20 protein-coding genes are annotated in these 24190 nt (G+C 40.1%); 12 read left to right on the top strand and 8 right to left on the bottom strand.

What is annotated here, in order from left to right:
• Window positions 1-197: 197 nt before the first annotated feature.
• The 6 genes from DFQ12_RS27990 (at window position 198) to DFQ12_RS25925 (ending at window position 5340) form a co-directional block, all read left to right on the top strand.
• Window positions 198-413, top strand: coding sequence for a hypothetical protein (locus tag DFQ12_RS27990; RefSeq protein ID WP_147420480.1), 216 nt, complete (start codon window positions 198-200; stop codon window positions 411-413).
• 1126 nt (window positions 414-1539) lie between these two features.
• Complete coding sequence (locus tag DFQ12_RS25905; RefSeq protein WP_120261930.1) at window positions 1540-2373, top strand: helix-turn-helix domain-containing protein; 834 nt, start codon at window positions 1540-1542, stop codon at window positions 2371-2373.
• A gap of 88 nt (window positions 2374-2461) precedes the next feature.
• On the top strand, window positions 2462-3346 hold the full coding sequence (gene ygiD, locus DFQ12_RS25910; RefSeq protein ID WP_120261931.1) for a 4,5-DOPA-extradiol-dioxygenase: 885 nt from the start codon (window positions 2462-2464) through the stop codon (window positions 3344-3346).
• Window positions 3347-3499: 153 nt separating this feature from the next.
• Entirely contained in the window at window positions 3500-3787 is a 288-nt protein-coding gene (locus tag DFQ12_RS25915; RefSeq protein WP_120261932.1) for an Rdx family protein, read from the top strand.
• Between the two features lie 78 nt (window positions 3788-3865).
• Entirely contained in the window at window positions 3866-4702 is an 837-nt protein-coding gene (locus DFQ12_RS25920; RefSeq protein ID WP_167457356.1) for a methylated-DNA--[protein]-cysteine S-methyltransferase, read from the top strand.
• Between the two features lie 23 nt (window positions 4703-4725).
• Window positions 4726-5340, top strand: coding sequence for an alpha-ketoglutarate-dependent dioxygenase AlkB family protein (locus tag DFQ12_RS25925; RefSeq protein WP_120261933.1), 615 nt, complete (start codon window positions 4726-4728; stop codon window positions 5338-5340).
• A gap of 219 nt (window positions 5341-5559) precedes the next feature.
• Here the strand turns inward: DFQ12_RS25925 and DFQ12_RS25930 are convergent, their stop codons facing one another.
• The gene (locus DFQ12_RS25930) at window positions 5560-7440 is read right to left on the bottom strand and encodes a M1 family metallopeptidase (protein ID WP_120261934.1); all 1881 of its coding nucleotides are present in this window, start codon (window positions 7438-7440) and stop codon (window positions 5560-5562) included.
• A gap of 254 nt (window positions 7441-7694) precedes the next feature.
• On the opposite strand from DFQ12_RS25930, the gene DFQ12_RS25935 reads away from it, so the two are divergent.
• The 4 genes from DFQ12_RS25935 (at window position 7695) to DFQ12_RS25950 (ending at window position 15339) form a co-directional block, all read left to right on the top strand.
• Window positions 7695-9005, top strand: a complete 1311-nt coding sequence (locus tag DFQ12_RS25935; RefSeq protein ID WP_120261935.1) for a BamA/TamA family outer membrane protein — start codon at window positions 7695-7697, stop codon at window positions 9003-9005.
• A gap of 110 nt (window positions 9006-9115) precedes the next feature.
• A complete protein-coding gene (locus DFQ12_RS25940; protein WP_120261936.1) occupies window positions 9116-9925 on the top strand; it encodes a hypothetical protein in 810 nt (269 codons plus the stop codon).
• Between the two features lie 19 nt (window positions 9926-9944).
• Window positions 9945-12014, top strand: a complete 2070-nt coding sequence (locus DFQ12_RS25945) for a TonB-dependent receptor (RefSeq protein WP_120261937.1) — start codon at window positions 9945-9947, stop codon at window positions 12012-12014.
• A gap of 10 nt (window positions 12015-12024) precedes the next feature.
• A complete protein-coding gene (locus DFQ12_RS25950; RefSeq protein ID WP_120261938.1) occupies window positions 12025-15339 on the top strand; it encodes a DEAD/DEAH box helicase in 3315 nt (1104 codons plus the stop codon).
• A 70-nt stretch (window positions 15340-15409) separates the two neighbouring features.
• Here the strand turns inward: DFQ12_RS25950 and DFQ12_RS25955 are convergent, their stop codons facing one another.
• The 4 genes from DFQ12_RS25955 to radC all read right to left on the bottom strand — a co-directional run bounded on the left by DFQ12_RS25955 (window position 15410) and on the right by radC (window position 18226).
• Window positions 15410-15952 carry a hypothetical protein gene (locus tag DFQ12_RS25955; RefSeq protein WP_120261939.1) on the bottom strand — a complete coding sequence of 181 codons (543 nt, stop codon included), beginning with the start codon at window positions 15950-15952 and terminating at the stop codon, window positions 15410-15412.
• A gap of 101 nt (window positions 15953-16053) precedes the next feature.
• Window positions 16054-16455 (bottom strand): hypothetical protein, encoded by a 402-nt coding sequence (locus tag DFQ12_RS25960; protein WP_147420481.1) that lies wholly within the window; start codon window positions 16453-16455, stop codon window positions 16054-16056.
• Window positions 16456-16760: 305 nt separating this feature from the next.
• Window positions 16761-17510, bottom strand: a complete 750-nt coding sequence (locus DFQ12_RS25965) for a class I SAM-dependent methyltransferase (RefSeq protein ID WP_120261941.1) — start codon at window positions 17508-17510, stop codon at window positions 16761-16763.
• A 17-nt stretch (window positions 17511-17527) separates the two neighbouring features.
• The gene (gene radC / locus DFQ12_RS25970) at window positions 17528-18226 is read right to left on the bottom strand and encodes a RadC family protein (protein ID WP_167457358.1); all 699 of its coding nucleotides are present in this window, start codon (window positions 18224-18226) and stop codon (window positions 17528-17530) included.
• A 165-nt stretch (window positions 18227-18391) separates the two neighbouring features.
• Here radC and DFQ12_RS25975 point away from each other — a divergent pair, with 165 nt between their 5' ends.
• Both DFQ12_RS25975 and DFQ12_RS25980 read left to right on the top strand, forming a co-directional pair.
• Window positions 18392-18850: a peptidylprolyl isomerase gene (locus tag DFQ12_RS25975; RefSeq protein WP_120261942.1), complete on the top strand. Its 459-nt coding sequence runs from the start codon at window positions 18392-18394 to the stop codon at window positions 18848-18850.
• A 26-nt stretch (window positions 18851-18876) separates the two neighbouring features.
• A complete protein-coding gene (locus tag DFQ12_RS25980; protein WP_120261943.1) occupies window positions 18877-19281 on the top strand; it encodes a DUF5606 family protein in 405 nt (134 codons plus the stop codon).
• Between the two features lie 163 nt (window positions 19282-19444).
• Here DFQ12_RS25980 and murA read toward each other — a convergent pair whose 3' ends face one another.
• The 3 genes from murA to DFQ12_RS25995 form a co-directional block, all read right to left on the bottom strand.
• Window positions 19445-20770 (bottom strand): UDP-N-acetylglucosamine 1-carboxyvinyltransferase, encoded by a 1326-nt coding sequence (murA, locus tag DFQ12_RS25985; protein WP_120261944.1) that lies wholly within the window; start codon window positions 20768-20770, stop codon window positions 19445-19447.
• 278 nt (window positions 20771-21048) lie between these two features.
• Entirely contained in the window at window positions 21049-21855 is an 807-nt protein-coding gene (locus DFQ12_RS25990) for a DUF4290 domain-containing protein (protein ID WP_120261945.1), read from the bottom strand.
• Window positions 21856-21908: 53 nt separating this feature from the next.
• On the bottom strand, window positions 21909-24188 hold the full coding sequence (locus DFQ12_RS25995; protein ID WP_120261946.1) for an ATP-dependent helicase: 2280 nt from the start codon (window positions 24186-24188) through the stop codon (window positions 21909-21911).
• Window positions 24189-24190: the final 2 nt, after the last annotated feature.

Below are 24190 nucleotides of genomic sequence, written 5' to 3' on the forward strand. Positions count from 1 at the left end.
TCTTTTTTTCATGGCCTCTTCTTTCGAAGTAACCGTTCCTCCCTTGCGGAGTGGTGCAAAGATAGGGAGTTTACTAACAAACTTCCAAGCCTTTTATTCTTATTTATTTCATTTTGCCGCTAACTCGCTGTGAACTTGGCCGATTCTTTTTGTAAAACAGGATCCCCAGGGGCTCCGGGGGACAAAAAAGGACGGTTATGGCCAGATCGGACGCAGGGAAACAGCGCCGAGACTGTGGAAACGCTGTGGAAAGGCGGCGCAGGGGGATGGTGGAACCGCAGCGGATACACAGTGGAAAGGTCGGGATTGCCTATGGGACTAGACGTACGCCGCAGCAGCGCAAAACCGGGGAATGCAGTGGAAAGGTTGCAGCAGGGTCAGTTATGCGCGCAAAAAAGACAGCGAAGGGATAAAAGTGGATGGGCGGCAGAAACCGGGGATCAGGGAAGCAAGGAACCGCGACAGTCACTGCCGGAGGGGGCTGAAGGGTATTTTCAAACGGGCGCTCCTCGGGATCTGCTCACCCTTTCTTCGCCCCTCCTTCGGACGCTGCCTACCTTTTACCTATCCATTCCCTATCTATTCCCTATTGTTTGAATAGGGAATAGATAGGGAAACGGTAGAGAATCTATAGAGAAATCCCGAACAAAGGGCGAAGCGGGGACGAACGAGACCCGAACCGCAGCCGAAAAAGGCTATGTACGCGCGGATCGGCCGCAGTAAGGTCCGCGACAAGGCCGGATAGTTACCAAACAGCTGCTCCTCGATGGGGATAGCTGTTCTTATATTGATCATAAGGTCCCGTATTTTGTAATGGAGCGGCAGTAGAAGTGATCCGGGGGATTTCAGAAAAATCCGGACAGCACAGAAAAAGCCTCCGCTATAAGGGTAGAACAACCGGCAGATTGCTTTCTAACTGTTTTAATAATAAAAGGGATATTACTTAGGGTTTATAGGGGGGTAACAGGGGTATAACAGGGGTAAATCCCTGCTAATCCGGTGTTAATACTTTGTTATAACTTTTTTAAGTGTAAACCAGGTAGGAAGTAATCCCAGAGATGGGCCGGAGCGGGATCGGAAATGAGAACCTAATGATTGCCCCCGGAGCTCCTGTGTATCTCAGTCGGGACTGTTTTAGTATCTGTCCGTGCTGTGTCCATGGTGAGTCCGTCTTAACATGGAAACAGCATGTCTACAATCCGGACTTACATCGCTCAAATCTGTACTCAGACACCTTTAAAGCCCGATTTAGCCCCAATTCAAGAGTGACCAAAAACCGAACTGCAGCGTAAAAAAAACACGAAAAAATGCTAAACACGTGGACTAACTCGCTGGAAACGCAGTTTTTTGAAGCAAAAGCATCCAAAAATTGTGCATCACATAACGGGAATTAAGCTGTATATTTCCGCTACAAAAAAAATCTCGGTGGCAGAGAAGATACCAATTAATTGTTTCTATACGAAACGTAATTATATTGTATATCAAAAGCAATTTATCTAAGTTTGGATAATAAGGAAAATTTAATCGTTATCAGCAGTTTTGAACGAACTTTTCAAAATATATCAAGTCGATGCGAAAGAAGCACTACGCATCCAAGAGTCGAAAAATGAAATGCACCAACATGATTTCGAAGAACTGATTATTGGTGTAAAGGGACGATTAGAGCATTTTATCGATTTTAAAGCGCAAACATACAGCGCTCCCTTTGTCAGTTTTGTAGCGCAAGGTAAAAATCATCGTGTAAAACCGCTTCTCCAAGACAATGACATCGATTTTTGGGTTATCCGATTTAAAAGCGAATTCATCCCCGAAACCACCTTCCAACTTTATGCGCATTTTCATGAAAATGCAACATTGACTTTTTTCCAACCAACCTGTTTTTCCAGATTGGTCATCCTGTGCCAAATGATCCAACAGGAAACACAACAGTCCTTAGTAGATTATGCCGTTATTAAGCAATTGTTGAGTACAATCTTTATTATGATCGAGTCCGAGCGAAAAAAACAATTTCCGGATACCCAACAACAATTAAAAAACCAAAGTACAACGTTCACTAGCTTTCTTTTTATATTAGAAGAGAATTATCGACGACCAGAGGGGGTTAACTATTACGCGGAAAAACTTTTTATGTCCGCACGCAATTTAAACCTGATTTGCCAAAGTATATTGCAACAGAGCGTATCGGAGATCATCGAAACAAGAAAACTGATAGAAGCCAAAAATCTATTGTTAACAACCAATAAGACGATTTCGGAAATAGGCTTCGAATTAGGCTATCAGGAAAAATCTTATTTCACCAACGTTTTCAAAAAGAAAGCCGGAATGACACCATCTGAATTTAGAAATGAAATACAGAAATTGATTTCCGAATAATACAACAGATTGACTAAAAAACAATACCCCCTCCCACCCGACTCTACTTAATTTTGTAATAACAATTAACGCTATTAGAAATATTCAAATGCGTAGAAAGGATTTTATAAAAATTATGGCAACATTACCCTTATCAGGCATAGCTAGTCCCGCAAGTTCATTACGTAAATTGTCTACTGAACTTACTGCGACAGATAAATTTCCAGCTCTTTTTTTAGGACATGGAAGTCCCATGAATGCCATTGAAGACAATGAGTTTGTTCAGGGATTCAGAAAAATAGGACAAACATTCGAAAAGCCGAAAGCAATCCTGGTTATCTCGGCGCATTGGGAGACACGTGGAACATTTGTTACCGCCATGGAGCATCCGGCTACCATCCATGACTTTGGAGGTTTCCCCCAAGCTCTGTTTGACGTACAATATCCTGCACCCGGAAGCCCATCCTTAGCCCAAGAAACACAGCGTATCGTTACAAAAACCGAAGTGCATCTTGACGATAAATGGGGATTGGATCACGGCTCCTGGTCTGTTGTCAAACATTTATACCCCAATGCTGACGTGCCCATTATTCAGATGAGTATCGACTACACCCAACCAGCTTCTTATCATTATGAAATCGCACAGCAACTGGCAGAGCTACGGAAAAAAGGTGTATTGATTATCGGAAGCGGCAACATGGTCCACAATCTCAGAATGGTAGCCTGGGATAAACTCAATACAACCGGATACGCCTACGAATGGGCCTCCATTGCGAATGATAAGATGAAAAAGTTTATTCAAGATGGCAACCATCAGGCTTTAATTGATTTCAGGCAGCAGGGAAAAGAGTTTGACCTAGCAATCCCAACACCGGAACACTATCTTCCTTTAATTTATACTTTGGCTTTACAGGAAAAAAATGAAGATCTATTTTTGTTTAATGACAATTCTGTAGCAGGCTCACTGACCATGACTTCATTAAAGATCGGATAGTCGAAAAAACAAGATGATGAACTAAGATTTCACCCCAGACTATTCAACGACTATTTGTCAACGGTCTGGGGTGGATTTCTTATGGACGTTTTGATGACAGCAGAGAGATAAGTACATTTGTTTTATAAAACGCATACTATCTTAGTTTAAATCATGGCATCAAAACCTGTTATCGAAATTGAATACTGTCCAAAATGCAATTGGATGTTGCGTGCAGCTTATATGTCCCAAGAGATATTGAGCTCTTTCACGGAAGATATCCACGGCGTCCTGCTTATTCCAAGTGAAATTGCGGGCCGTTATACCATACGCATAGACAACAAAGAAATCTTTGATCGAAAAAGAGCAGGCCGATTTCCCGAAATAAAGGAATTAAAGCAACTGATCCGGGATATTGTCGCCCCTGAAAAATCATTGGGACATTCCGATAAAACTTCTTAAAATTCGTTCAATTTAGCATAAATCGGATTTTATAAACTTCTTCTTCTTAGCAACTTTGTATAAACTAAATGGACAATCATGACTATTCAACAAGAAGTAGATTTTCAACGTATCGCCAAGGCAATACATTTCTTACAAGAAAATTTCAGAACTCAACCCACACTGGGACAGATCGCTTCTCATGTCTACATGAGTGAAGCTCATTTCCAACGGATGTTTACCTCCTGGGCAGGCACAAGCCCGAAGAAGTTCTTGCAATATATTAGTTTAAATCACGCCAAATCACTACTGAAGGAAAACAATATTGCAGAAACCACTTTTCAACTGGGCCTTTCGAGTAGCAGCAGATTACACGAACTGTTTATCAATATCGAAGGGATGACACCTGCTGAGTACAAGAATGAAGGTGCCAACCTGCTTATTTCATACTATTATTATGAAACACTTTTTGGCCCCATCATCATAGCCTCTACCTCAAAGGGTATCTGTCATATTGCTTATGAAGAAGATAAAGAATCTGCATTCGAAACGCTTCAAAAGCGCTTCCCAAACGCAAAATATATACAACAGAAGGATGTAATGCATGAAAATGCACTAAAAGCATTAAATCCACAGGATAATGATATCGGTCAGGTGAAATTGCATCTCAAAGGAACAGAATTTCAGTTGAAGGTATGGGAAGCACTGTTAAAAATTCCTATGGGCAATTTAAGCACTTATGGTTCGATTGCTTCTCAAATCGGAAACCCCAAGGCTTCACGTGCTGTAGGCACAGCCATTGGCAGTAACCCTATTGCTTATCTGATTCCCTGTCACCGGGTTATCCAAAACAGTGGTATATTTGGGGGGTATCGTTGGGATCCGATAAGAAAAACAGCGATTATCGGCTGGGAGAGCCTCCACACGGCAATATAGGGCAACAAAACGGTAAGGATAACATGGAACTTTTCGACAATCTTTTTGATGGAAACAAAAATATACTTCCCTATGATGGGACAGTCAATTACTATGGCAAAATACTAGATCCGCAACAAGCGGATCATTATTTTAACCTGTTGATGAATTCCATCGAATGGGTAAACGATCGTGCGATTATTTTCGGAAACGAAATTATCACTAAACGCAAAGTCGCCTGGTATGGGGATCAGCCTTTTGAATATAGCTATTCCAATACCACCAAAAGAGCTCTTCCTTGGACAAAAGAACTACTCGAACTAAAAACACTTGCTGAATTAAAAACGCAGGAAACTTATAATTCTTGTTTATTGAATCTATATCACAATGGTGATGAAGGGATGGCCTGGCACAGTGACGGAGAAAAAGACCTAAAGAAAAATGGTGCCATTGCTTCTTTAAGTTTTGGAGCCGAAAGAAAGTTTGCTTTCAAGCACAAAACGACAAAAGAAAAAGTAGATCTTATTTTGGGAAATGGTAGTCTTCTGGTTATGAAGGATCTTACACAGACGTATTGGTTGCACCGTCTTCCCCCTACAAAAAAGGTATTTATGCCTCGTGTGAATCTGACCTTCAGAACTATTGACAATTTTCAATAACACAGACAATTGATTCGTCAAGCTGATTATTTTCAAATTACCCATCCATATGGGAAAGGATATTCAGCACTGATATTAGCAGCTGCAAAGACATCAACTTTAAGTTGGGTCCCGACCTAAGCGCACAATAATTTCATTGTCAGACAATGTGCGGCTATAAATTTAACAGGAATTGTGTCAATCTCCTTTATAAGAAGGAGATTGACATAAATAACGTTGTTATTTTACAGCTGCCCAATCATTGTCTTTGGCTGTATAGTCCATAAAGACACCCCCATCCAACGTAATTTTCTTCACTTTCTTTGAAGATGACCAGCTGATTGTTGCCTGTTTTTCATTTTGTTGCCAAATTACAGGTGTTTGATGTTTTGTTTCCAAAGTGCCGTCTGTATAGGTAATCAAGACATCAAATGGAACCGCAAATCCCCCTGCGTTTGTGATCGACAAGGTATTTTTATTGCCAGACTGCTTAAAGCTATCCACCTTTAAATCGATGTAATTATTGGTAAAATACCAGTTTTTCCAAAACCAATTTAAATTCTGACCAGCTCCGGCATTGATACTATAAAAGAAATCCCATGGCGTAGGGTGTTTACCATGCCAAAGATCCATATAATGATGTAGCGCTTTTTTGAAAACCGCATCACCTAAATAATCCCGTAGCGCGATATACGATAAGGCAGCTTTGATATAGGCATTATTTCCGTAGCCCAGACCATTTAACTGTGAAGTCATGGTAATCAATGGTTGATCCTCTTCTGTAGACGGGTCAAAGATGTATCGTTTCACGCGTGACTCTTTAAAAAGCTCCTTATTCTTTTCAGCTCCGATCTCCGCATTACCAATCCAAAATTCAAGTGCTGTAGCCCAGCCTTCATCCATATAACCATATCGGGTCTCATTGATCCCCATGTAAAAAGGGAAATAGGTATGTGCGATCTCATGATCTGCTGTTTGTCGGGCATCAACAAAATTGTCGGGCACACTTGAATCATTGATCATCATAGGGTATTCCATATCCGCAAATCCCTGTACTGCTGTCATTGTCGGATAAGGGTAGGTCACACCGGGCCAATTTTTGGAAAACCAGTCGATACAATATTGCTGCCAGCCAATATACTGTTCAAAATCGGGAGTACCAGCAACATAACTGGATTGTACACTGACGCGTTTGGTCCCTAGATCAACACTAGCAGCATCCCATATATAATTGTCACTTACACTGAAACAAAAGTCAGGAACATAAGTTGCTTTAAATTTCCACTTATTCCATTCCTGCTGTGCAGTTACCCTGCCCTCCTTCATTTCAGATGCTGTAGCAACATGGATAGGCTCATCACGCCGTTTCGATTGCTCAAAGCGTTCTAAAATAGGCTTCTGCAATACTTCCGCTGCATTCTGAAGCTCCCCCGTGGCCCAGACAACAAAATTCTTAGGAACAGCAATTTCAAACTGATAATCATTGAAACCATTATAGAACTCCTGTCTACCGTTATGCTCCAAAACATCCCAGCCATTATAATCATCATAGACAGATACACGTGGATAGGAATAAGCGCAATAGAAAGTAGATGCATTGAGCATGCCATCGCGATCACTCTCAACTGATAACGGATATTCCCAGCTAATCTCCAAGGTTGCCACTGTTCCGGGAAGAATTTTCTGCCCAAAATCACCGAGTTTGACTGTTCCCCAATCTCCACTATTGACCTCATAAACCTGTCCGTTGAGTTTAAAGGATTTTATCTTTAACCCTGATGTCAAATAGTCGTCCGAAGCATAATTAGAACGTGCAGCATTGGGTTTGTGTACATTGTTCACAAATCGAATTGCCAATTGCTTTAACGTATCGGGGCTATTATTGGTATATAAAATTGTTTCATTCCCACGGACGGTCTTCGCGGCAGGATCCAACTGTACCTTGACATCATATTTCCCAAAGTTTTGCCAGTAATTTTTACCTGGCACACCGGTTGTGGTCCGCGTGCCTTTTTCAATGGCTTGTTTAATATTCCTGGGTGTATAGAGTTCCTGTGCTTGCGCAAAACCCGTTAGCAACAGCAAGGCCAAACTGCAGCGATATATATTTTGTCGTATCATATGTCTGAATTAAATAATCAAAACTAAGATAAATTTCCCCTTACTTCCAAGTTTAATTGCGTGATTCTATCCTATCACTGAAAATTGTCTACCGCACGCATTTCCGCATTTAAACATGCAAAGATTCAAGCAGATAATTTCCGACCCAACAAGAATTGGCTAGCCCCAATAACTGTCCAAAATAAAATTGTGTTCATTCCTTTAAAAAACATTTTAATATTTTTGACGTTTAGATCTAAGATAAACCCGAAGGTATGCAGCAATTTTTACGTCATCACTATTTATTCACGCTCTGTTTTTTACTACCTTGCTTTCTGCTGATATCCAATAGGCTTGTGGCTCAATCTGAAACTGAGATAGATTCGGCTTCCTTCTATAAAAAGCAACGCGATTCCATTCTCGCGAGCCAATATGATATCTCGGATTTGATCGGCCGAATTATTCACCCCAAACGTAAAAAGGAAAAATCCAGCAAACGTTCGCCGATTACCTTAATGCCAAACATTGCCTATAATCCGACGATTGGTGGACAGATTGGAGTCAAGGCTGTTGCTGGAAAAGTACTGGGTGATCCAAAAACAACGACTATGTCAATCGCGGCAACGTCAGCCTCCATTACGACCAAAAACATCATGGTTTTCTATATTAGCCACAATGTATTTACCCCAAACAATAAGTTGAATTTTCAGGGGGCTTTTGCGTTGGTTAAAATGGTTGCCCTAGACGCAGGTTTGGGTATGACCCCGCAGGGCAAATGGAACAATGAGGAGGAGGAAATACTTGCTAATCCCGAGCATAAAAAATATGGGGCCAAATACGATGCCTTCACGTTTAATGAGAAGGTCTATAAAAAGGTTGCTGATGACTTATTTTTAGGAGCCGGACTGGCCTTCGATCTGCGACGGAAAATAACAAGCAGTGGCCCAAATGGCAATATTACACCCAATACAATATATACCGAAAAGCATGGTTTTGCTCCAGATAGCTACAACTCCAATGGCCTCCTATTGAATATGCAATATACCACCCGGGATAATCCCAACAGACCTTATAAAGGAATCTATTCGGATATTGGCCTACGATGGAATACAAGCTTATTGGGCAGTAGCAAAAATGCCGTCCAGCTCACGACCGACTTTCGGAAATACTTTAGTTTATCGCAGTCAGATCCAGCACATGTACTTGCATTTTGGTATTGGGGCTCTTACAAACTTGGTGGCGTTCTCCCCTACTTCGACCTCCCTGGTACAGGAAGAGATGCTGCTGTAAGAACCGGTCGCGGTTATACAATCGGTTATTTCAAGGGGCCTTCTTTTGCCTATGCGGAAACAGAATACCGTTTCCCAATTTTAAAAAACCGCTTTTTGAGTGGCGCAGCATTTTTTAACCTCCAAAGTGCAAGTGATGAATTGGGCACAAAACTTTTTGAAAGATGGCAGCCGGGCGGTGGTGCAGGGCTACGGGTACTGTTTAACAAAGCCACCCGAACAAACCTCTGTTTGGACTATGCCATAGGAAAATATGGATCCCGTGGATTCTTCCTCGGATTGAATGAAGCATTTTAATTTAATGGAAAGCGGCAAGACTTCTTTTCTATAAAATCATTAAATTAGCCGATATTGTGACTTCGTCCAAAATCCAAGGGATGGAGTCCCCCCATTGAAGATAAATACGCATGAATTTACAGACAATTTTTCTATACCTTTTGCTTTTTGGATTTGCTTCCTGTCAGCAAACAACACAATCTAATCCTCAGACCATTCCTACAAAAGACAGTGTGGTCAATAACCAAAGTCAGCAGGCGACTGAAAGCCCCCAGGCAGTGAAACCTTTGCTCGATACCTCCACCTATACTAATCCACGATTCAATAAGATGGCTAATCAGCAACGCGAACAGCTGGTCAAATTGGCTGATGAGGGACTCTTTGAAAAGTTGCATCTAAAAATGCAAGCAGACCTTGCTGAAGAGCAAAAGAATTATTTCGAGAGTCATGCAAATCTCAATATTTTGGCGCATACAAAAGGAGATATTTTTGAGAATAAAGGGAACGATCTGGCATATATTGTTTATGATAAAGAAAAACATCAAATTGAAATCCTTCTTTTTGATCAGAAGAATAAACGCTTTAAAACATTATATCGGGACGTACAAGTATCCAATTTGCTGCATCAATCCGATTGTTACTATGCCAATGGAACATTAGATTATAGTATTGGCGCAGAATTGATTTATCAAGAGGATTATATCCGTTCAAGTCAATCAAATTATTTGATTGATGAAAATGCATTTTCGATCAACAATATTTCAACCAATCATATCTTTGACCTCAAACGAGGATGCTTAAGCAGGGATTTCCCGACAAATGCTATGGCAAATACGCTGTGCATACCGACGAGCTCGGTATATGCCAATTATCAATGCTTGAAATACAATAAAACCAAAGCAGTTTTTGAAATTTACTTTAGCCAAGAATTTGCGGACTAGGCCAACCTAACCATTAAAAATGAAAAGAAATTACCTACTTGCCGCAATTTGTCTATACGGTAAATTATATGCCCAAACGACTGACAGCATCAACAATAGACTTGAACAGGTCGAAATTAAAGCTTATTTTAATAAACAACCCTTACTACGACTTACATCATCCGCTGCCGTATTAAGTCAGCAGCGGATTCAATCTCAGCAATCGCCAGCACTTGTGGCTGTCATGAATACGGTACCTGGACTACGCATGGAAGAACGCTCTCCCGGAAGCTATCGTTTAGCATTACGGGGTAGCATGCTCCGTTCTCCGTTCGGTGTCCGTAACGTAAAGATCTATCTGGATGACTTTCCGCTCACAGATGCTGGAGGAAACACTTACCTCAATCTGATTGATCCTTACGCAATAGACCAGATCAATATTTTGAAAGGACCCGATGGTTCTATTTATGGTGCCAACTCTGGCGGTGTAATTTCACTCTACAGCAAGGGTTTTAATACCCTGACCAAACCAGAAGTCAACTTACAGCTAACTGGAGGTTCATATGGCTTATTTCAGCAGCAGCTCAATGCCATACTTCCAATCAATCAGACACAGCAATTGGCGATCAATCAAAGCTGGACACGCAGTGACGGTTATCGGCAACATTCATCCTTGAACAAGAAAACCGTCCAGTTGAACTACAATTGGCAATATGCAAAACATTCTGAGCTCAAATTCACGGGATTCTATACCGATCTGGGGTATCAAACTCCCGGAGGTCTTACTGCTGCACAACTGGAGAGCGATCGCCGGCAATCTCGTCCCAAAGGTGGCCCGAATCCAAGTGCTGCGGAACAAAAAGCGGCAATCTATGATAAAACATTTTTTGGCGGTGTAAGCAACCAAACGAGTATCAATTCTAAATTAACCTTGTTTGCCAATGTATTCGGTTCGTCCAACCAGATCAAAAACCCATTTATCACCAATTATGAAAAAAGAGATGAAAAAAACTTAGGGACACGGTTGTATTTATCCTATGTTGATCGGTTCAGCAAAAACTTAACGTATGAACTACAATTTGGTTTAGAGGCTCAAAAAGGTTGGTACGATATAGACAATTATGATAATAATCAAGGGCAGGCTGGCAATCCACAAGCCAAAGATAAGCTGGAAAATAGTCAACAGTCATTCTTTGCGCGTACTCAGCTAGCTTGGTTAGATCGTCTTCAAGTCGAACTGTCCATTGGGCTCAATGAAAATAAGATCGCTTACCAACAGCGCTATCCAATTGCACAAGAGGATAAGGCACATATCAATTTTGGCAATACCTGGATGCCGCGAGCCGCCGTCTCCTATATGGCAACGCCAACATTAGCAGTCCGGGCTTCTATTTCAAAAGGTTTTTCAGCTCCGACAATTGCGGAAGTGCGCTCATCTGACAATATGATCAATAAGGACCTAAGGCCTGAGACTGGAACCAACCATGAATTCGGTGTTCGATGGCACTTGTGGAACCGCCGTGTTATATTAGATGCAGCAGCATACACGTATCAAATGGATGATGCCATTATTCGGCAAGTACGCGAATCTGGAGCAGAATATTTTCAGAATGCAGGAAAAATAGATCAAAAAGGAATTGAAGCTTCAATACTCGCCTATCTGTTAACACCAACGTCTGCCGGACTGATCCGTAGTTTACAGGTCGGAAGCAATTTTTCTTTAAATAACTATTCTTTCAAAAACTATCAAGTTGGGGATAAAGATTACAGTGGTAATAAATTAACCGCTGTCCCAAAAACAGTTTGGGTAAACACTTTAAATGTTCTTTTCCCTTATCAACTTCGCTTGGATCTACTTTCCAATTTAACCGCTGCCATACCATTGGATGACGCCAATACCGTTTATGCAAAACGTTACCATCTTTTACAAGGCAAAATATCCTGGAGCAAAGCTGTAGGCCATGGACATAAAGTCAGTATTTTTGCTGGTGCCGACAATCTGCTGAACCAAAAATATAGCCTTGGTAATGACATCAACGCTTTCGGTGGTCGGTATTTCAACCCAGCCCCATTGCGAAATTATTATGGCGGCATGAATTTTAATTTTTAATAGACTCCGTATGGATTTCCATCAACATACATTGACAACAATAGATTTCGGTACAGTAAGCCGTTACTCTTATTTTCCCTGGATGGATACCGCCTTGGCAAATATCCAAATCAATGTCCTGGAGATGGAATTCAATCAAGCTACCTTTCAGGTGATCGAAAGCTATACGAATTTTCAGGTGATGGTTATTTACAAATCACCTGTAACTTCGCTTTTCTGCAATTGTGCTCAAACGGGCTTTTGTACCCACCAGAAAGCAACGTTAACGAAACTATTCGGACAAGAAAACTGGTTATCTTTTTTCGACCTCAACCGTTATCGAAATCTACTAAAAAAGGCCGCTGTTCAGTATGGTTTAGAAAATGAGCCAGCGCTGGAAACCTATTTTTCGGCACAGGTTAAAGATGCTGATCTACAATTCGTCTTAAAAGACAAACACCTGACCTCCATAGATGATTTTGATCTACTGGAACCGAATTCAAGCCCCTCTAAACCTTCAAGCGAACAGCAGCATAGTTTTATCGTACTAACGCGTAATCGCTATTATAAGCAATTACAGGTATTGTTATGCCAGGCGCCACAGTCGAAATCGGGTGCACCGAAAAATCCCATTTCGGTTATGGAAAGTCAAACACGTATCTGGCAAACTGATTCCATTGAAGAAACCCAGTTTTTTGCAGCAATCAACCAGCTTGCCCAGCCTTTACAACAAGCGGATGTCGCTGTTGAACGCAGTTTGCGTGCTATTGCAAAAAATCCGCTGACCCTGGATTTCTACCTCCACGATCACGAAAAAGCAGAAAATATAACGGCTACTTCGTTATCTCCAATTCAAATCAGTTTGAACAAGGGAGAGATTAAATTGTTAGTCGAGCAAAATGACGCATTCTATAGTATAAAAGGGGAATTATCCATTCACGGTATCGCTTACGATCTACAGGATCTGCGTATTCTTTTTGACCACTTTATCCTGATAAAAAAGCACCTCTACCTTGTCGAAAATAAACTTCACCTCAAGCTGATTCGCCTATTTGGAAACAAAGGCAATCAACTGCGCATACACCGCAACAAGTTTAAAGAGTTTAATGAGCTATTTCTAGAACCCCTTGCCAATTCAGTCGTGTTAAATTTCAAGGATATCCCCAAGGCGAGCAAACCACAATTGAAGGAAAATCTCTACTATCAGGATATGCAAGCACTCCTTTTCCTGGAAGAATCGGAAGACTTTGTCAACATAATACCTGTCATGCGTTATGGCGATGTTGAAGTTCCTATTTTGAGTAAAAGGAACATTTTTGGAACTGATGCAAAAGGAGCCCAATTTTTGGTAGAACGAAAAAAAGAGGTAGAAACCAAAGTGATCTCACTACTGCTCAAGCAGCATCCCTATTTTCAGGAGCAATTGGATGATGATAGTTTTCAGCATCTCTATTTGCACCGCAAAAATTTTCTGGATAAAGACTGGTTTTTGAATGCCTTCGATGAATGGCATAATCAGGGTATCCAGATTATCGGATTCAATACGTTAAAGGGGAATAAACTAAGCCGTTTCAAAGGTAAAATACAAATTGAGGTATTAAGTGGACAAAATTGGTTTAATGCCAATATGTTAGTCAAATTTGGCCCTAAAAGTGTTTCACTTAAGAAGCTTGAAAAAGCTGTTCGCAATCGTTCTCAATTTATTAGTCTGGATGATGGTACGTTTGGGATTTTGCCTGAGGAATGGCTAGAAAAATTTGAGGCCTATTTTAATGCCGCTGAAATCATCGAGGATGAACTTATTCAGATTCCCAAATATAAGTTTAGCGAAATCGATCTGCTCTTTGACAAAAAAGAGCTCGATCAGGAAGTATCAGCCGAGGTTAGCTATTTAAAAAATCAACTTTCCGCTTTACCAACGTACCCACCAATAGAATTACCTGATATTTTTGTCGGAGATTTACGCAGCTATCAGTTGCAAGGGTTGCAATGGCTCAACTTTTTGGACCAGTTAAATTTCGGAGCCTGCCTGGCCGATGATATGGGATTAGGGAAAACGGTCCAAATCCTAGCCTTTCTGGCAACTCAAAAAGCAAAGGGTATATCCGCTCCGACACTCTTGGTTCTTCCAACCACACTCATTTTTAATTGGAAGCATGAAATTCAGCAATTCCTGCCATCTTTTAACACACTGATCCTCGAAGGGCCAAACCGAAGCGATATAACGGATCAGTTTGAAGAACTGGATATCGTGCTTATTTCTTACCATAATCTGCTGACCGATATCAATAGATTAAAAAAGCTGACATTCAACTATGTCATACTCGATGAATCTCAGCATATAAAAAATCCAGATTCACAGCGGTACAAAGCCGTAAATCTATTGCGGTCGAGAAACCGTATTATTCTTACAGGAACACCTATTGAGAATAACACAATGGATTTATTTGCACAGCTCTCGTTTACTGTTCCGGGCTTATTGGGGAATAAAAAGTATTTTAAAGACGTCTATACGACACCAATTGATGCTTTTCACGATCGTAAAAGAAAAAGGATGTTGAAGGAAAAAATCAAGCCATTTATCCTGCGGAGAACAAAGCAGGATGTATTGGATGATCTTCCCGTAAAAAATGAATTGGTGCTCTATTGTGAAATGAAAACTGCGCAACGTCGGATATACGATCTTTATGAAAAGGAGTTCCGTGAATTTATCTCCGCTAAAGATGGAGATGAAATCAAAAAAAGTCCCATGCATGTTCTTAAAGGTCTGACCAAATTGCGTCAGATCTGCAATTCCAGTAAATTGCTCCAAAGTGAAGACCTGACATCTGCGGAAGATTCGGCCAAGATCGAAATGCTGGTGGAACAAATTCAACACAAAAAAGATCAACATAAAATCATCGTGTTCTCGCAATTTGTCAGCATGTTGCGACTGATTAAGGAAGCATTGGATAAGAATGGAATACCGTCGCTTACACTGACCGGTCAGTCCAGAAACCGAGGGCAGCTGGTCAGCGATTTCCAAACGGATCAAAATATCCGTGTTTTTCTCATTAGTCTCAAAGCTGGCGGGACGGGTCTTAATCTCACAGCAGCAGATGTTGTCTATCTGGTCGATCCATGGTGGAATCCAGCCGTTGAACAACAGGCGATCGACCGTATCTATCGTATTGGCCAACAAAAGAATGTCACCGCCGTTCGTCTGATCAGTCCTAATACGGTTGAAGATAAAATTCAGGTGCTACAACAGCATAAAAAAGAAATCAGCAGCACGATTCTTGAAGATGGTGGAAGTTTAAATGCTTTCTACCTCGATAAAGAATACCTATTGAATATATTGCGGTAGAAATAATTGATTATACATAAAAAGGGGCATCCATGGATGCCCCTTTTTATGTATAATGCTTTACTAAATACTATTTTTTATCGGAAATGTAAGTTTTATTACCATTTCCATTGATGTAATATTTACCTCCTTTTGGACCTAGATAAACTGTATGACCGTTGTATTTTTCGCTGGTTGCCTTGTCGGCTGTTGCTACGGCATCTTTTTTAACTGCAGACACCTGTTTTTGCGCTTTAGTAACGTCCTTCTTTACAGCTTTCTCTTTGGTTTCTACTTGAGCAGTTTTTGTCTCAGCTGCTTTCGTAGCTTCCTTCTTTACGGCTTTCTCTTTGGTTTCCACCTGAGCAGCTTTGGTTTCAGTAGCTTTTTTTGCTTGAGTAGATTTCTCTTTGGCTACTGCATCTTTCTTTTCCATCGCTTTAGCGGGGGCAGCTTTCGCTTTCGTTTCGGTCCCGGAGGCCTTGGTCTTTACCTCTTTTACTTTTTGTTCTGTTTTTTTGGCTTCTTTCTCCATTTTCTTAGGAGCAGTTTGCGCATAGGATTGTCCCAATCCAAATGTTGCGATCAGAGCTAATGCAGCTGTGATTTTTTTGAAACGATTTATTGATTTCATAACCCAATTGTTATTTAAATAATTATAGGTAAAAGTACAATACAAATGCCAAAATTTCTTTACAATATTTTTTTTAACAAAGTTTTAACTTCACCACATAATCACTTGATGATCTGCTTTCTATATTTCGAATCAATTATATATTTTACCCCTTTTGCATCCACAAAAACTTGCTTTCCATCATAGCGCTCGTCAAGCTGTTTATCCAAGGCTACACGATATAATGTACTTGAACGGGAAGAAGAGTATTTTATCCCCGCTTTAGGCTTGCTATCTTCCACAACGGGAATCGAAACCTCTGCGGTCGGACGATCTACCTTATCTATAGTTTGTTTCTTTACGCCTGAATTTTTGGCTTTATCATTGACGGCTAAGTCCAATGCAACCACATTAGCCTGAATATTTAAAGGGAAAAAAGGATCTATCCAACGATTCGCAAAATGAAAATTTCCCTCCCAACTACTGAAGGAAGTAAGCTGTTGACCGTTTACTCTGCCTGCCAACACGAAAATTGGCACTAGAAATAAACACCGTCTAAAGAATATTAATTCAACTCCAAACATATCTTTTTAACTTATCCCTCAATCACTTCCAAATAAAATGCCATGTACCCATTCCAGCGAGATCTTTAACATTTTTTTAACTATCACAGACATCGGTGATACCGAATGCCATACACTTTCCAATCGGTATCCGCAAGTAAGGATAATGATCATATTTTGCCGCTCATCACACGCATTCGGGCCGACCAAACTCGTTTTCAATAAAAAAAGCAACAAAAGGCTCCCACAGATTCCACTAGTGTGTCTTAGCTGATATAGATCTCGGTAATATATTTAAACACGATACGTTGAGAAATTGCATACTTTTCAAACAATAAGCGGAGGTCATCGTATAAGCTTTTATTTTCATCCCCTTCTTTAGGAAAATAAGAAGATGATCTTACCCTTCCTAGAAACGATTTTAGATCGAAAATCTGTTGGTTAGGTAAGGATACCTTTGTCATTGGTCTATCCGCAAAAAAACTCCGAAGTTCATCATCGCATATATTTTTATGACTGACAGATTGGTAATTAGGAATATGATTACGTAAAAACTGTTCATATTCCTGTTGGAACGCATCCGTTGGATCACGTTGGTTCCAGACCAATACGATATGCCCCGTTTTTGTAAGGATACGATTGAATTCGTTGTAACAGGCTGTCCGATCGAACCAATGAAAAGATTGTCCGGCGAAAATTAAATCCACACAACTGGATTCTATGGACGTATCCTCAGCGGTAGCATTTAATGCAATTAAATTCCGGTAGGTTTTAAAATGGTGTACCAATGATTCCCGCATCTCCCGATTGGGCTCAACGGCAAAGACGTCATTTCCATTTTCTAAAAACAGCTGCGTCGATAAACCTGTACCACTACCGATATCAGCAACCAGCCATTTCTTATCCAAACCTATCTTTTCTTTAAGAATCTGAATAATTTCCTTTGGATAATTGGGTCTAAATTTTTCATAATCCACGACCCTATCTGTAAATCGCTCAATACTATTTTTGCTCATGTTAGATTGTCCTATAGCTAATTAATTATATCTTCATCTCTGAAGCTATAATATCCATTGTCTGTAAAGATCAGGTGATCATTTACTGTAATATCCATAATTTTTGATGCTTCGACAATTTTTTGCGTCAGAATCCTGTCAGCATGACTCGGCTGCAAAGTCCCAGAGGGATGGTTGTGAATCAGCACAATAGAATGTGCTTTTATTGCAAGGGCATTTCTTAGGATGATTCGAACATCGACTGGTGTAAAATCATTTCCGCCACGACCAATGAGCTGTTGATCCAGTAATTTGCATCCAGTATTCAGATATAGTGTCCAAAACTCCTCATGGGGTAAATCCTGTAGAATGGGTTTCATAAAATCATACACGCGCTTGCTGCTATTTAAGATCTTCTTTTCTTCTACAGGAGCCTCCTTCTTACGTCTCGCCAGTTCTAAGGCTGCAATAATCGAGATGGCTTTGGCCTCACCAATACCTTTGTATTGACTCAATTCATAGACTTCCATCTTCGAGACTGTGTCTAAGCTATTGTTCGCATCGGCCAATATACGTCGGCATAGTTCCACTGCACTTTCGTCCATTGAGCCAGACCCAATCAAAATTGCCAATAATTCTGCATCGGAAAGGGCCCTCCGTCCTAAATTTAATAATTTTTCGCGGGGTCGATCCGCCTCAGACCATTTCCTGATAACTAATTTGTGCAGATTTGACATTGTTTAAACTTTAATTGGCTAGCTCACATAAATATATAAAATATTTCGCATTATTTTTCAGGTCATTGATCCGTAGATAGATCAATTAAAAAAAAATGGAGATTACGAATTACTTCACATTTCACTCTGAAACATTATCTTTGTATTTCATAAAAATTTTTGAACATGAGTAAAGCGATTATTAAAACAGAAAAAGGCGACATGACTGTGGATTTCTACACAGCTGATGCTCCAAATACAGTAGCAAATTTTATTAAACTTGCTAAATCAGGTTATTATGATGGTTTGGCTTTTCACCGTGTTATCCCTGATTTTGTTATTCAAGGTGGTTGCCCAAATTCACGTGAAGGCGCTGCAGGCATCCCTGGAACAGGTGGTCCCGGCTATAAAATCGATTGTGAATTAACTGGAGAAAATCAATACCATGACAGAGGTGTATTGTCAATGGCGCATGCTGGTCGCAATACAGGTGGTTCTCAATTTTTCATTTGCCACAGCCGCAACAATACAGCTCACTTAGACCGTAATCATACTTGTTTCGGAAAAGTAATTGAGAATGTTGATCTGGTAGATGATATCAGACAAGGAGACCGTATTTTATCAATTGAAGTAATCGAAGATTAATTCTTGGAGATTTAAAAAAAATTAAAATGAATTTAAGAGCATTAGTATCTGTAACTGGTAAACCAGGATTGTTCAAGTTGGTTGGACAAAATAAAGGTGGTTTTATTTTAGAAACCCTTGATCAAGCGAAAATTAAGTCTATAGTAAGTTTATCTTCGACAAAAATGGCGACATTGGAAGATATTACCATTTATGGTGAAGAAGAAGAAATCCGTCTTTTGGATATTTTCGAAACCATCAAAGAAAAAGGTCTGACATTACCGGACACGAAATCGGATGGTGCTACATTGAGAGATTTCTTCCGTGAAGTCGCTCCTGGCCATGATGAATCGCGTGTATATACATCAGATATCAAGAAAGTGATTACTTGGTACAATATTATCAAGGAATTCCCTTTATTTGAAGAGGAAGCACCAGCTCCTTTGGTATAACGGGCTAGCAAATAAATAGAAAAGGAGTTGATATGATCAACTCCTTTTCTATTTATTTTAAGTTTTGTTATTATGTCTCGTTTCATAAAAAAGCCCCAGATTTTCTCCGAGGCTCTTATTATCAAATATTATTTTTTACGGGCTACTTATTCCCAATTTAAGACTAGTGTCCTTTCGGCTCCACGTCAACACGCTTGATATCTGCTCCTAATTTACGTAGACGCTCCTCGATATCTTGATATCCACGTTCGATCTGTTCGATATTATGGATCACAGATTTTCCTTTCGCCGATAATGCTGCGATCAATAAGGATACTCCTGCACGAATATCTGGAGATGTCATTTCGATACCTTTCAAAGAATGCGATTTATTCAAACCAATTACTGTCGCACGGTGTGGATCACATAAAATGATCTGTGCCCCCATATCGATCAATTTATCCACAAAGAACAATCTGCTTTCGAACATCTTTTGGTGAATCAATACGTTGCCTTTCGCTTGTGTTGCTACCACCAGAATGATACTCAATAGATCCGGCGTAAACCCTGGCCATGGCGCGTCCGAGATTGTCAAGATAGAACCATCTATGAAAGTATCAATTTCGTATGAATCTTGTGCTGGAATAAAGATATCATCCCCGCGCAATTCAAACTGAATACCCAAACGGGAGAATACCGATGGAATTACACCCAATTCCTGGAAGCAAACATCTTTAATGGTAATTTCTGATCCGGTCATTGCTGCTAAGCCAATAAAGGAGCCGATTTCGATCATATCAGGCAACATGCGATGTGATGTTCCACCAAGACGTTCTACTCCCTCAATGGTCAATAAATTGGATCCAATACCTGATATCTTAGCACCCATGCGATTCAACATCTTACAAAGCTGTTGCAAATAGGGCTCACATGCAGCGTTGTAAATAGTTGTTACTCCTTTGGCTAATACAGCAGCCATAACAATATTTGCTGTACCAGTCACAGAAGCTTCATCCAATAAGATATAATTACCTTTTAACTCTGTTGCATCCACATTAAAGAAATGTGTGGCAGCATCGTAAACGAATTTAGCACCAAGCTTTTCGAAACCTAGAAAGTGAGTATCCAAACGTCTACGTCCAATTTTATCGCCTCCCGGTTTAGGGATAGCAGCCTTTCCAAATCTAGCCAACAGTGGCCCAACAATCATAATGGAACCACGTAAGCCACCACCTTTTTCTTTAAATTCAGGTGATTGGAAATAATCTATATTAATATCTTTCGCTTCAAAAACGTAAGTATCTTTATCTATACGATCAATTTTAACACCCAATGCGGCCAACAAATCAATTAACTTATTGACATCCTTAATATCGGGAATATTACTGATGGTCATGGGTTCCTCAGTCAGTAAAACTGCTGACAGAATCTGTAACGCTTCATTTTTTGCTCCCTGAGGAATAATCTCTCCCTTTAACGGTTTTCCACCGATTATTTCAAATGCATTCATTTATATAACTGATATCTTCTTATTACAACAAAACCCGACTCATAATTTAGCTTATGTCACTAAATGACACTTCGGGATTCTTAAAATCGACAAAATTGTATTGAAAAAATTTTGTGGAGCTGTCCAATCAACAATCCTGAGCCGTCTAGGATCTTATTGATCGATTACCTAACCCCGGACTGACAGACAAATCCATACTATAAATAAAGAAGGCAATTGTAAAGAAATCTATGAATCACTTCGCAATTGCCTGCTTCTTAAATCAAAAACTTAAAGAACTAGCCTCTTTTGTTATTGTAATTATTTTGAGGTTTTCTATTTCTATTGTTGTTATTATTGTTATTGCTATTGTTATTGCTGCCAAAGTTGTTACGCTTCATATTGTTATTGTTATTTGACATACGAGGCTTGCCACTACCGCCGCCGCCTTTCGACTGATAACCTGAAGAACTATTATTGTTGCTATGGCTATTATTGTTTCCACTAGAGTTGCTCGTTGTAGGACCTTTGATACGATTTCCTGGAGGCGGGGTCTTAAAATCAAGTTTAGTCAATACCGTACCTTCAGGTAAAGTTAATTGATATCCTGACAATTCTTTCAGATCCTGAATAATCAATTCATCAGATACTGAATCCTTGTTCCAAGTAACGTATGCCATTTTCATAAAATTAGCGATACCGATAACCATCTGCTCGCGCTTAGGTTCATCAGTTACCTTCAACGCTTTATCGATCATTTTCTCCACTGTAAATCCATAGTGTTTGAATTTAATCGAATGTTGCGGATAGCCTAAGTGTTCAACTTCGTGCTTAACACTTTTTGCTGTCGCAATAGGATATGGCGAGTCGATATCAAGCTTAAAATCAGAGATAATCTGTAAGTGATCCCAAAGTTTATGCTTAAAATCTGAAACGTCTCTTAAATGTGGATTTAACACTCCCATCATGTCAATCACGATTTGGGCATGTTTATTTCTTTCTTCCTTTGTGGGTAAACTACAGATGTAATCTACCATATTTTGCACATTGCGGCCATATTCTGCAAGGATCAATTTTGGCCTAGTGCTGTTGTAGTCAAAGTTCATATAGCTAATATAAGTACCTAATTAAACGGTTAAGATCTCGTTTTGGTATTTTATTATTGAATTATTCTAAGTTTTGCAAATTTAAGCAACAATTGTTTCTGTCCCAACTCTTTAAAGAAAATAGTTGCTTTTATATCTCCTTTGTTTCCTTCGAGATTGACAACTTTACCAAATCCAAAGCGTTCATGTTCAACTTCCATGCCGACCTGAAGATTTGATGTGTCAGAAGGAGCAAAACCCGCAGTAGGTTTGTGGGCTTTTGGCAGTATAGACGTTGTTTTAACCATTGCTTTAGGCTTAGGTTTAGAAAACGTATCATCACTGTCCTTTTGTTGCCATGCAATTCGTTCGCCTTGAAAACTGCCGGCTGAGGCGGAAGTTTGTCGTGGTTTAAAATCCAGTGCAAGACAAGCAGGATTCAATTCATCCAAAAAACGACTGGGTTCGCAATTATTCAACGTTCCCCAACGATATCGCGAAGTAGCATACGAAAGTAGTAATTTTTTTTCAGCTCTCGTAACAGCAACGTAAAAAAGTCTTCGTTCTTCTTCTAATTCAGTCCTGGAATTCAATGACAACTGAGACGGAAATAAGTTTTCTTCTAGACCTACGATAAAAACAACGGGAAATTCAAGCCCTTTAGAAGAGTGTATCGTCATCAAAGAAACTGTATCCGCATTGGGGTCTTTATCGTTGTCGTCATTGGTCAATAACGCGATATCCTGCATATAGACGTCCAGACCACGGTCTTCAATATCTTCCCGTTCAGAAAACTCTTTGATACCATTGAGCAGCTCCTGAATATTTTCATAACGCGCCAACCCTTCTACAGACTTATCCTCGTAAAGTTCTTTCAAGATACCACAGTGCTGTGCAATATGCATGGCGGTATCAAACGCATTATTATTTTTAGCCAACGCCTGGAAGCTTTGTACCATCTGTGCGAAACCACCTACAGAGGTCGCACTACGACCATCCAGGAAATGTGCCGCGTTAGCAACAACATCCCAAATACGATATTGATTTTGATCGGCAGCAATCATAATCTTTTCTATGGTTGTATCCCCGATTCCCCGACGTGGATAATTGATCACACGTTTCAGTGCTTCCTCATCATTGGGATTGAAGGTAAGACGGAAATAAGCGATCAAATCTTTAATCTCTTTCCGTTGGTAGAAGGATGTACCACCATAGATCTTATAAGGTATATTGATCTTGCGCAGCGCCTCCTCCATCGCACGCGATTGGGCATTGGTACGATAAAGAATCGCAAAATCTTTGTAATTGAGTCCCTTTAAGGATTTTTCCTCAATAATCTGGTCTGCAACGATCTTTCCTTCTTCATTATCGGAAAAAGCACGTGAAACCTTGATTTTTTCTCCTTCTTCATTATCCGAAAAAACATTCTTTTCCAGCTGATTCTGATTATTGGCGATCACCGAGTTTGCGGCATTGACAATCATTTTGGTGGACCTATAATTCTGCTCCAATTTGAAAATCTTCACGTCTGGATAATCTTTCTGGAAATTCAAAATATTCTGGATATTCGCTCCCCGAAAAGCATATATTGACTGCGCATCATCCCCAACAACACAGATATTTTCATTGACTGCGGCCAGTCGTTTTACAATTAAATACTGGGAAAAGTTTGTATCCTGATACTCATCGACCATCAGGTAACGGAATTGATGTTGGTATTTGTGTAATACCTCTGGATGCTTATTCAATAAAACATTTGTCTTGAACAGGAGATCATCGAAATCCATAGCACCCGCGCGATAACAGCGTTGTGCATAGGTCATGTAAATCTGTCCCAATTGCCCACGTCCATTCGAAATATCTTCGGCTAATATGGCTTCATTTTTATTGTATTCCTGAGGGGATATCAAATTATTCTTGGCTTGTGATATCCGGCCATAAACATGGTTGACATTATATAATTTATCATCCAGGTTCATCTCCTTTAGGATGGCACGCAACAAACTTTTGGTATCGTCTGTATCGTAGATGGTAAAATTTCTAGGGTATCCTATTAGTTCAGCTTCAACGCGAAGTATTTTTGCGAATACGGAGTGGAATGTTCCCATCCAAATATTTTTTGCTTCGCTTCCGACGACTGAAACAATACGCGCACGCATTTCCTTGGCTGCTTTGTTCGTAAATGTCAATACCAAGATATTGAATGGATCAACGCCTTTTTGAATCAAGTGTGCAACACGATAGGTAATTACCCGTGTCTTTCCTGAACCGGCTCCTGCAACAATCATGACAGGGCCCTCTGTTTGCTCTACGGCTCCTCGTTGTGAAGGGTTTAAACCCGCTAAATAATCCAAAT

The organism is Sphingobacterium detergens, assembly GCF_003610355.1.
Classification (GTDB): Bacteria; Bacteroidota; Bacteroidia; order Sphingobacteriales; family Sphingobacteriaceae; genus Sphingobacterium; species Sphingobacterium detergens.

Bases quoted from the DNA above. Each gene is read 5' to 3' on its own strand.
- DFQ12_RS27990 (WP_147420480.1), top strand. From the start codon at position 198: ATGGCCAGATCGGACGCAGGGAAACAGCGCCGAGACTGTGGAAACGCT.
- ygiD (WP_120261931.1), top strand. From the start codon at position 2,462: ATGCGTAGAAAGGATTTTATAAAAATTATGGCAACATTACCCTTATCA.
- DFQ12_RS25915 (WP_120261932.1), top strand. From the start codon at position 3,500: ATGGCATCAAAACCTGTTATCGAAATTGAATACTGTCCAAAATGCAAT.
- DFQ12_RS25920 (WP_167457356.1), top strand. From the start codon at position 3,866: ATGACTATTCAACAAGAAGTAGATTTTCAACGTATCGCCAAGGCAATA.
- DFQ12_RS25925 (WP_120261933.1), top strand. From the start codon at position 4,726: ATGGAACTTTTCGACAATCTTTTTGATGGAAACAAAAATATACTTCCC.
- DFQ12_RS25930 (WP_120261934.1), bottom strand. From the start codon at position 7,440: ATGATACGACAAAATATATATCGCTGCAGTTTGGCCTTGCTGTTGCTA.
- DFQ12_RS25935 (WP_120261935.1), top strand. From the start codon at position 7,695: ATGCAGCAATTTTTACGTCATCACTATTTATTCACGCTCTGTTTTTTA.
- DFQ12_RS25940 (WP_120261936.1), top strand. From the start codon at position 9,116: ATGAATTTACAGACAATTTTTCTATACCTTTTGCTTTTTGGATTTGCT.
- DFQ12_RS25945 (WP_120261937.1), top strand. From the start codon at position 9,945: ATGAAAAGAAATTACCTACTTGCCGCAATTTGTCTATACGGTAAATTA.
- DFQ12_RS25950 (WP_120261938.1), top strand. From the start codon at position 12,025: ATGGATTTCCATCAACATACATTGACAACAATAGATTTCGGTACAGTA.
- DFQ12_RS25955 (WP_120261939.1), bottom strand. From the start codon at position 15,952: ATGAAATCAATAAATCGTTTCAAAAAAATCACAGCTGCATTAGCTCTG.
- DFQ12_RS25965 (WP_120261941.1), bottom strand. From the start codon at position 17,510: ATGAGCAAAAATAGTATTGAGCGATTTACAGATAGGGTCGTGGATTAT.
- radC (WP_167457358.1), bottom strand. From the start codon at position 18,226: ATGTCAAATCTGCACAAATTAGTTATCAGGAAATGGTCTGAGGCGGAT.
- DFQ12_RS25975 (WP_120261942.1), top strand. From the start codon at position 18,392: ATGAGTAAAGCGATTATTAAAACAGAAAAAGGCGACATGACTGTGGAT.
- DFQ12_RS25980 (WP_120261943.1), top strand. From the start codon at position 18,877: ATGAATTTAAGAGCATTAGTATCTGTAACTGGTAAACCAGGATTGTTC.
- murA (WP_120261944.1), bottom strand. From the start codon at position 20,770: ATGAATGCATTTGAAATAATCGGTGGAAAACCGTTAAAGGGAGAGATT.
- DFQ12_RS25990 (WP_120261945.1), bottom strand. From the start codon at position 21,855: ATGAACTTTGACTACAACAGCACTAGGCCAAAATTGATCCTTGCAGAA.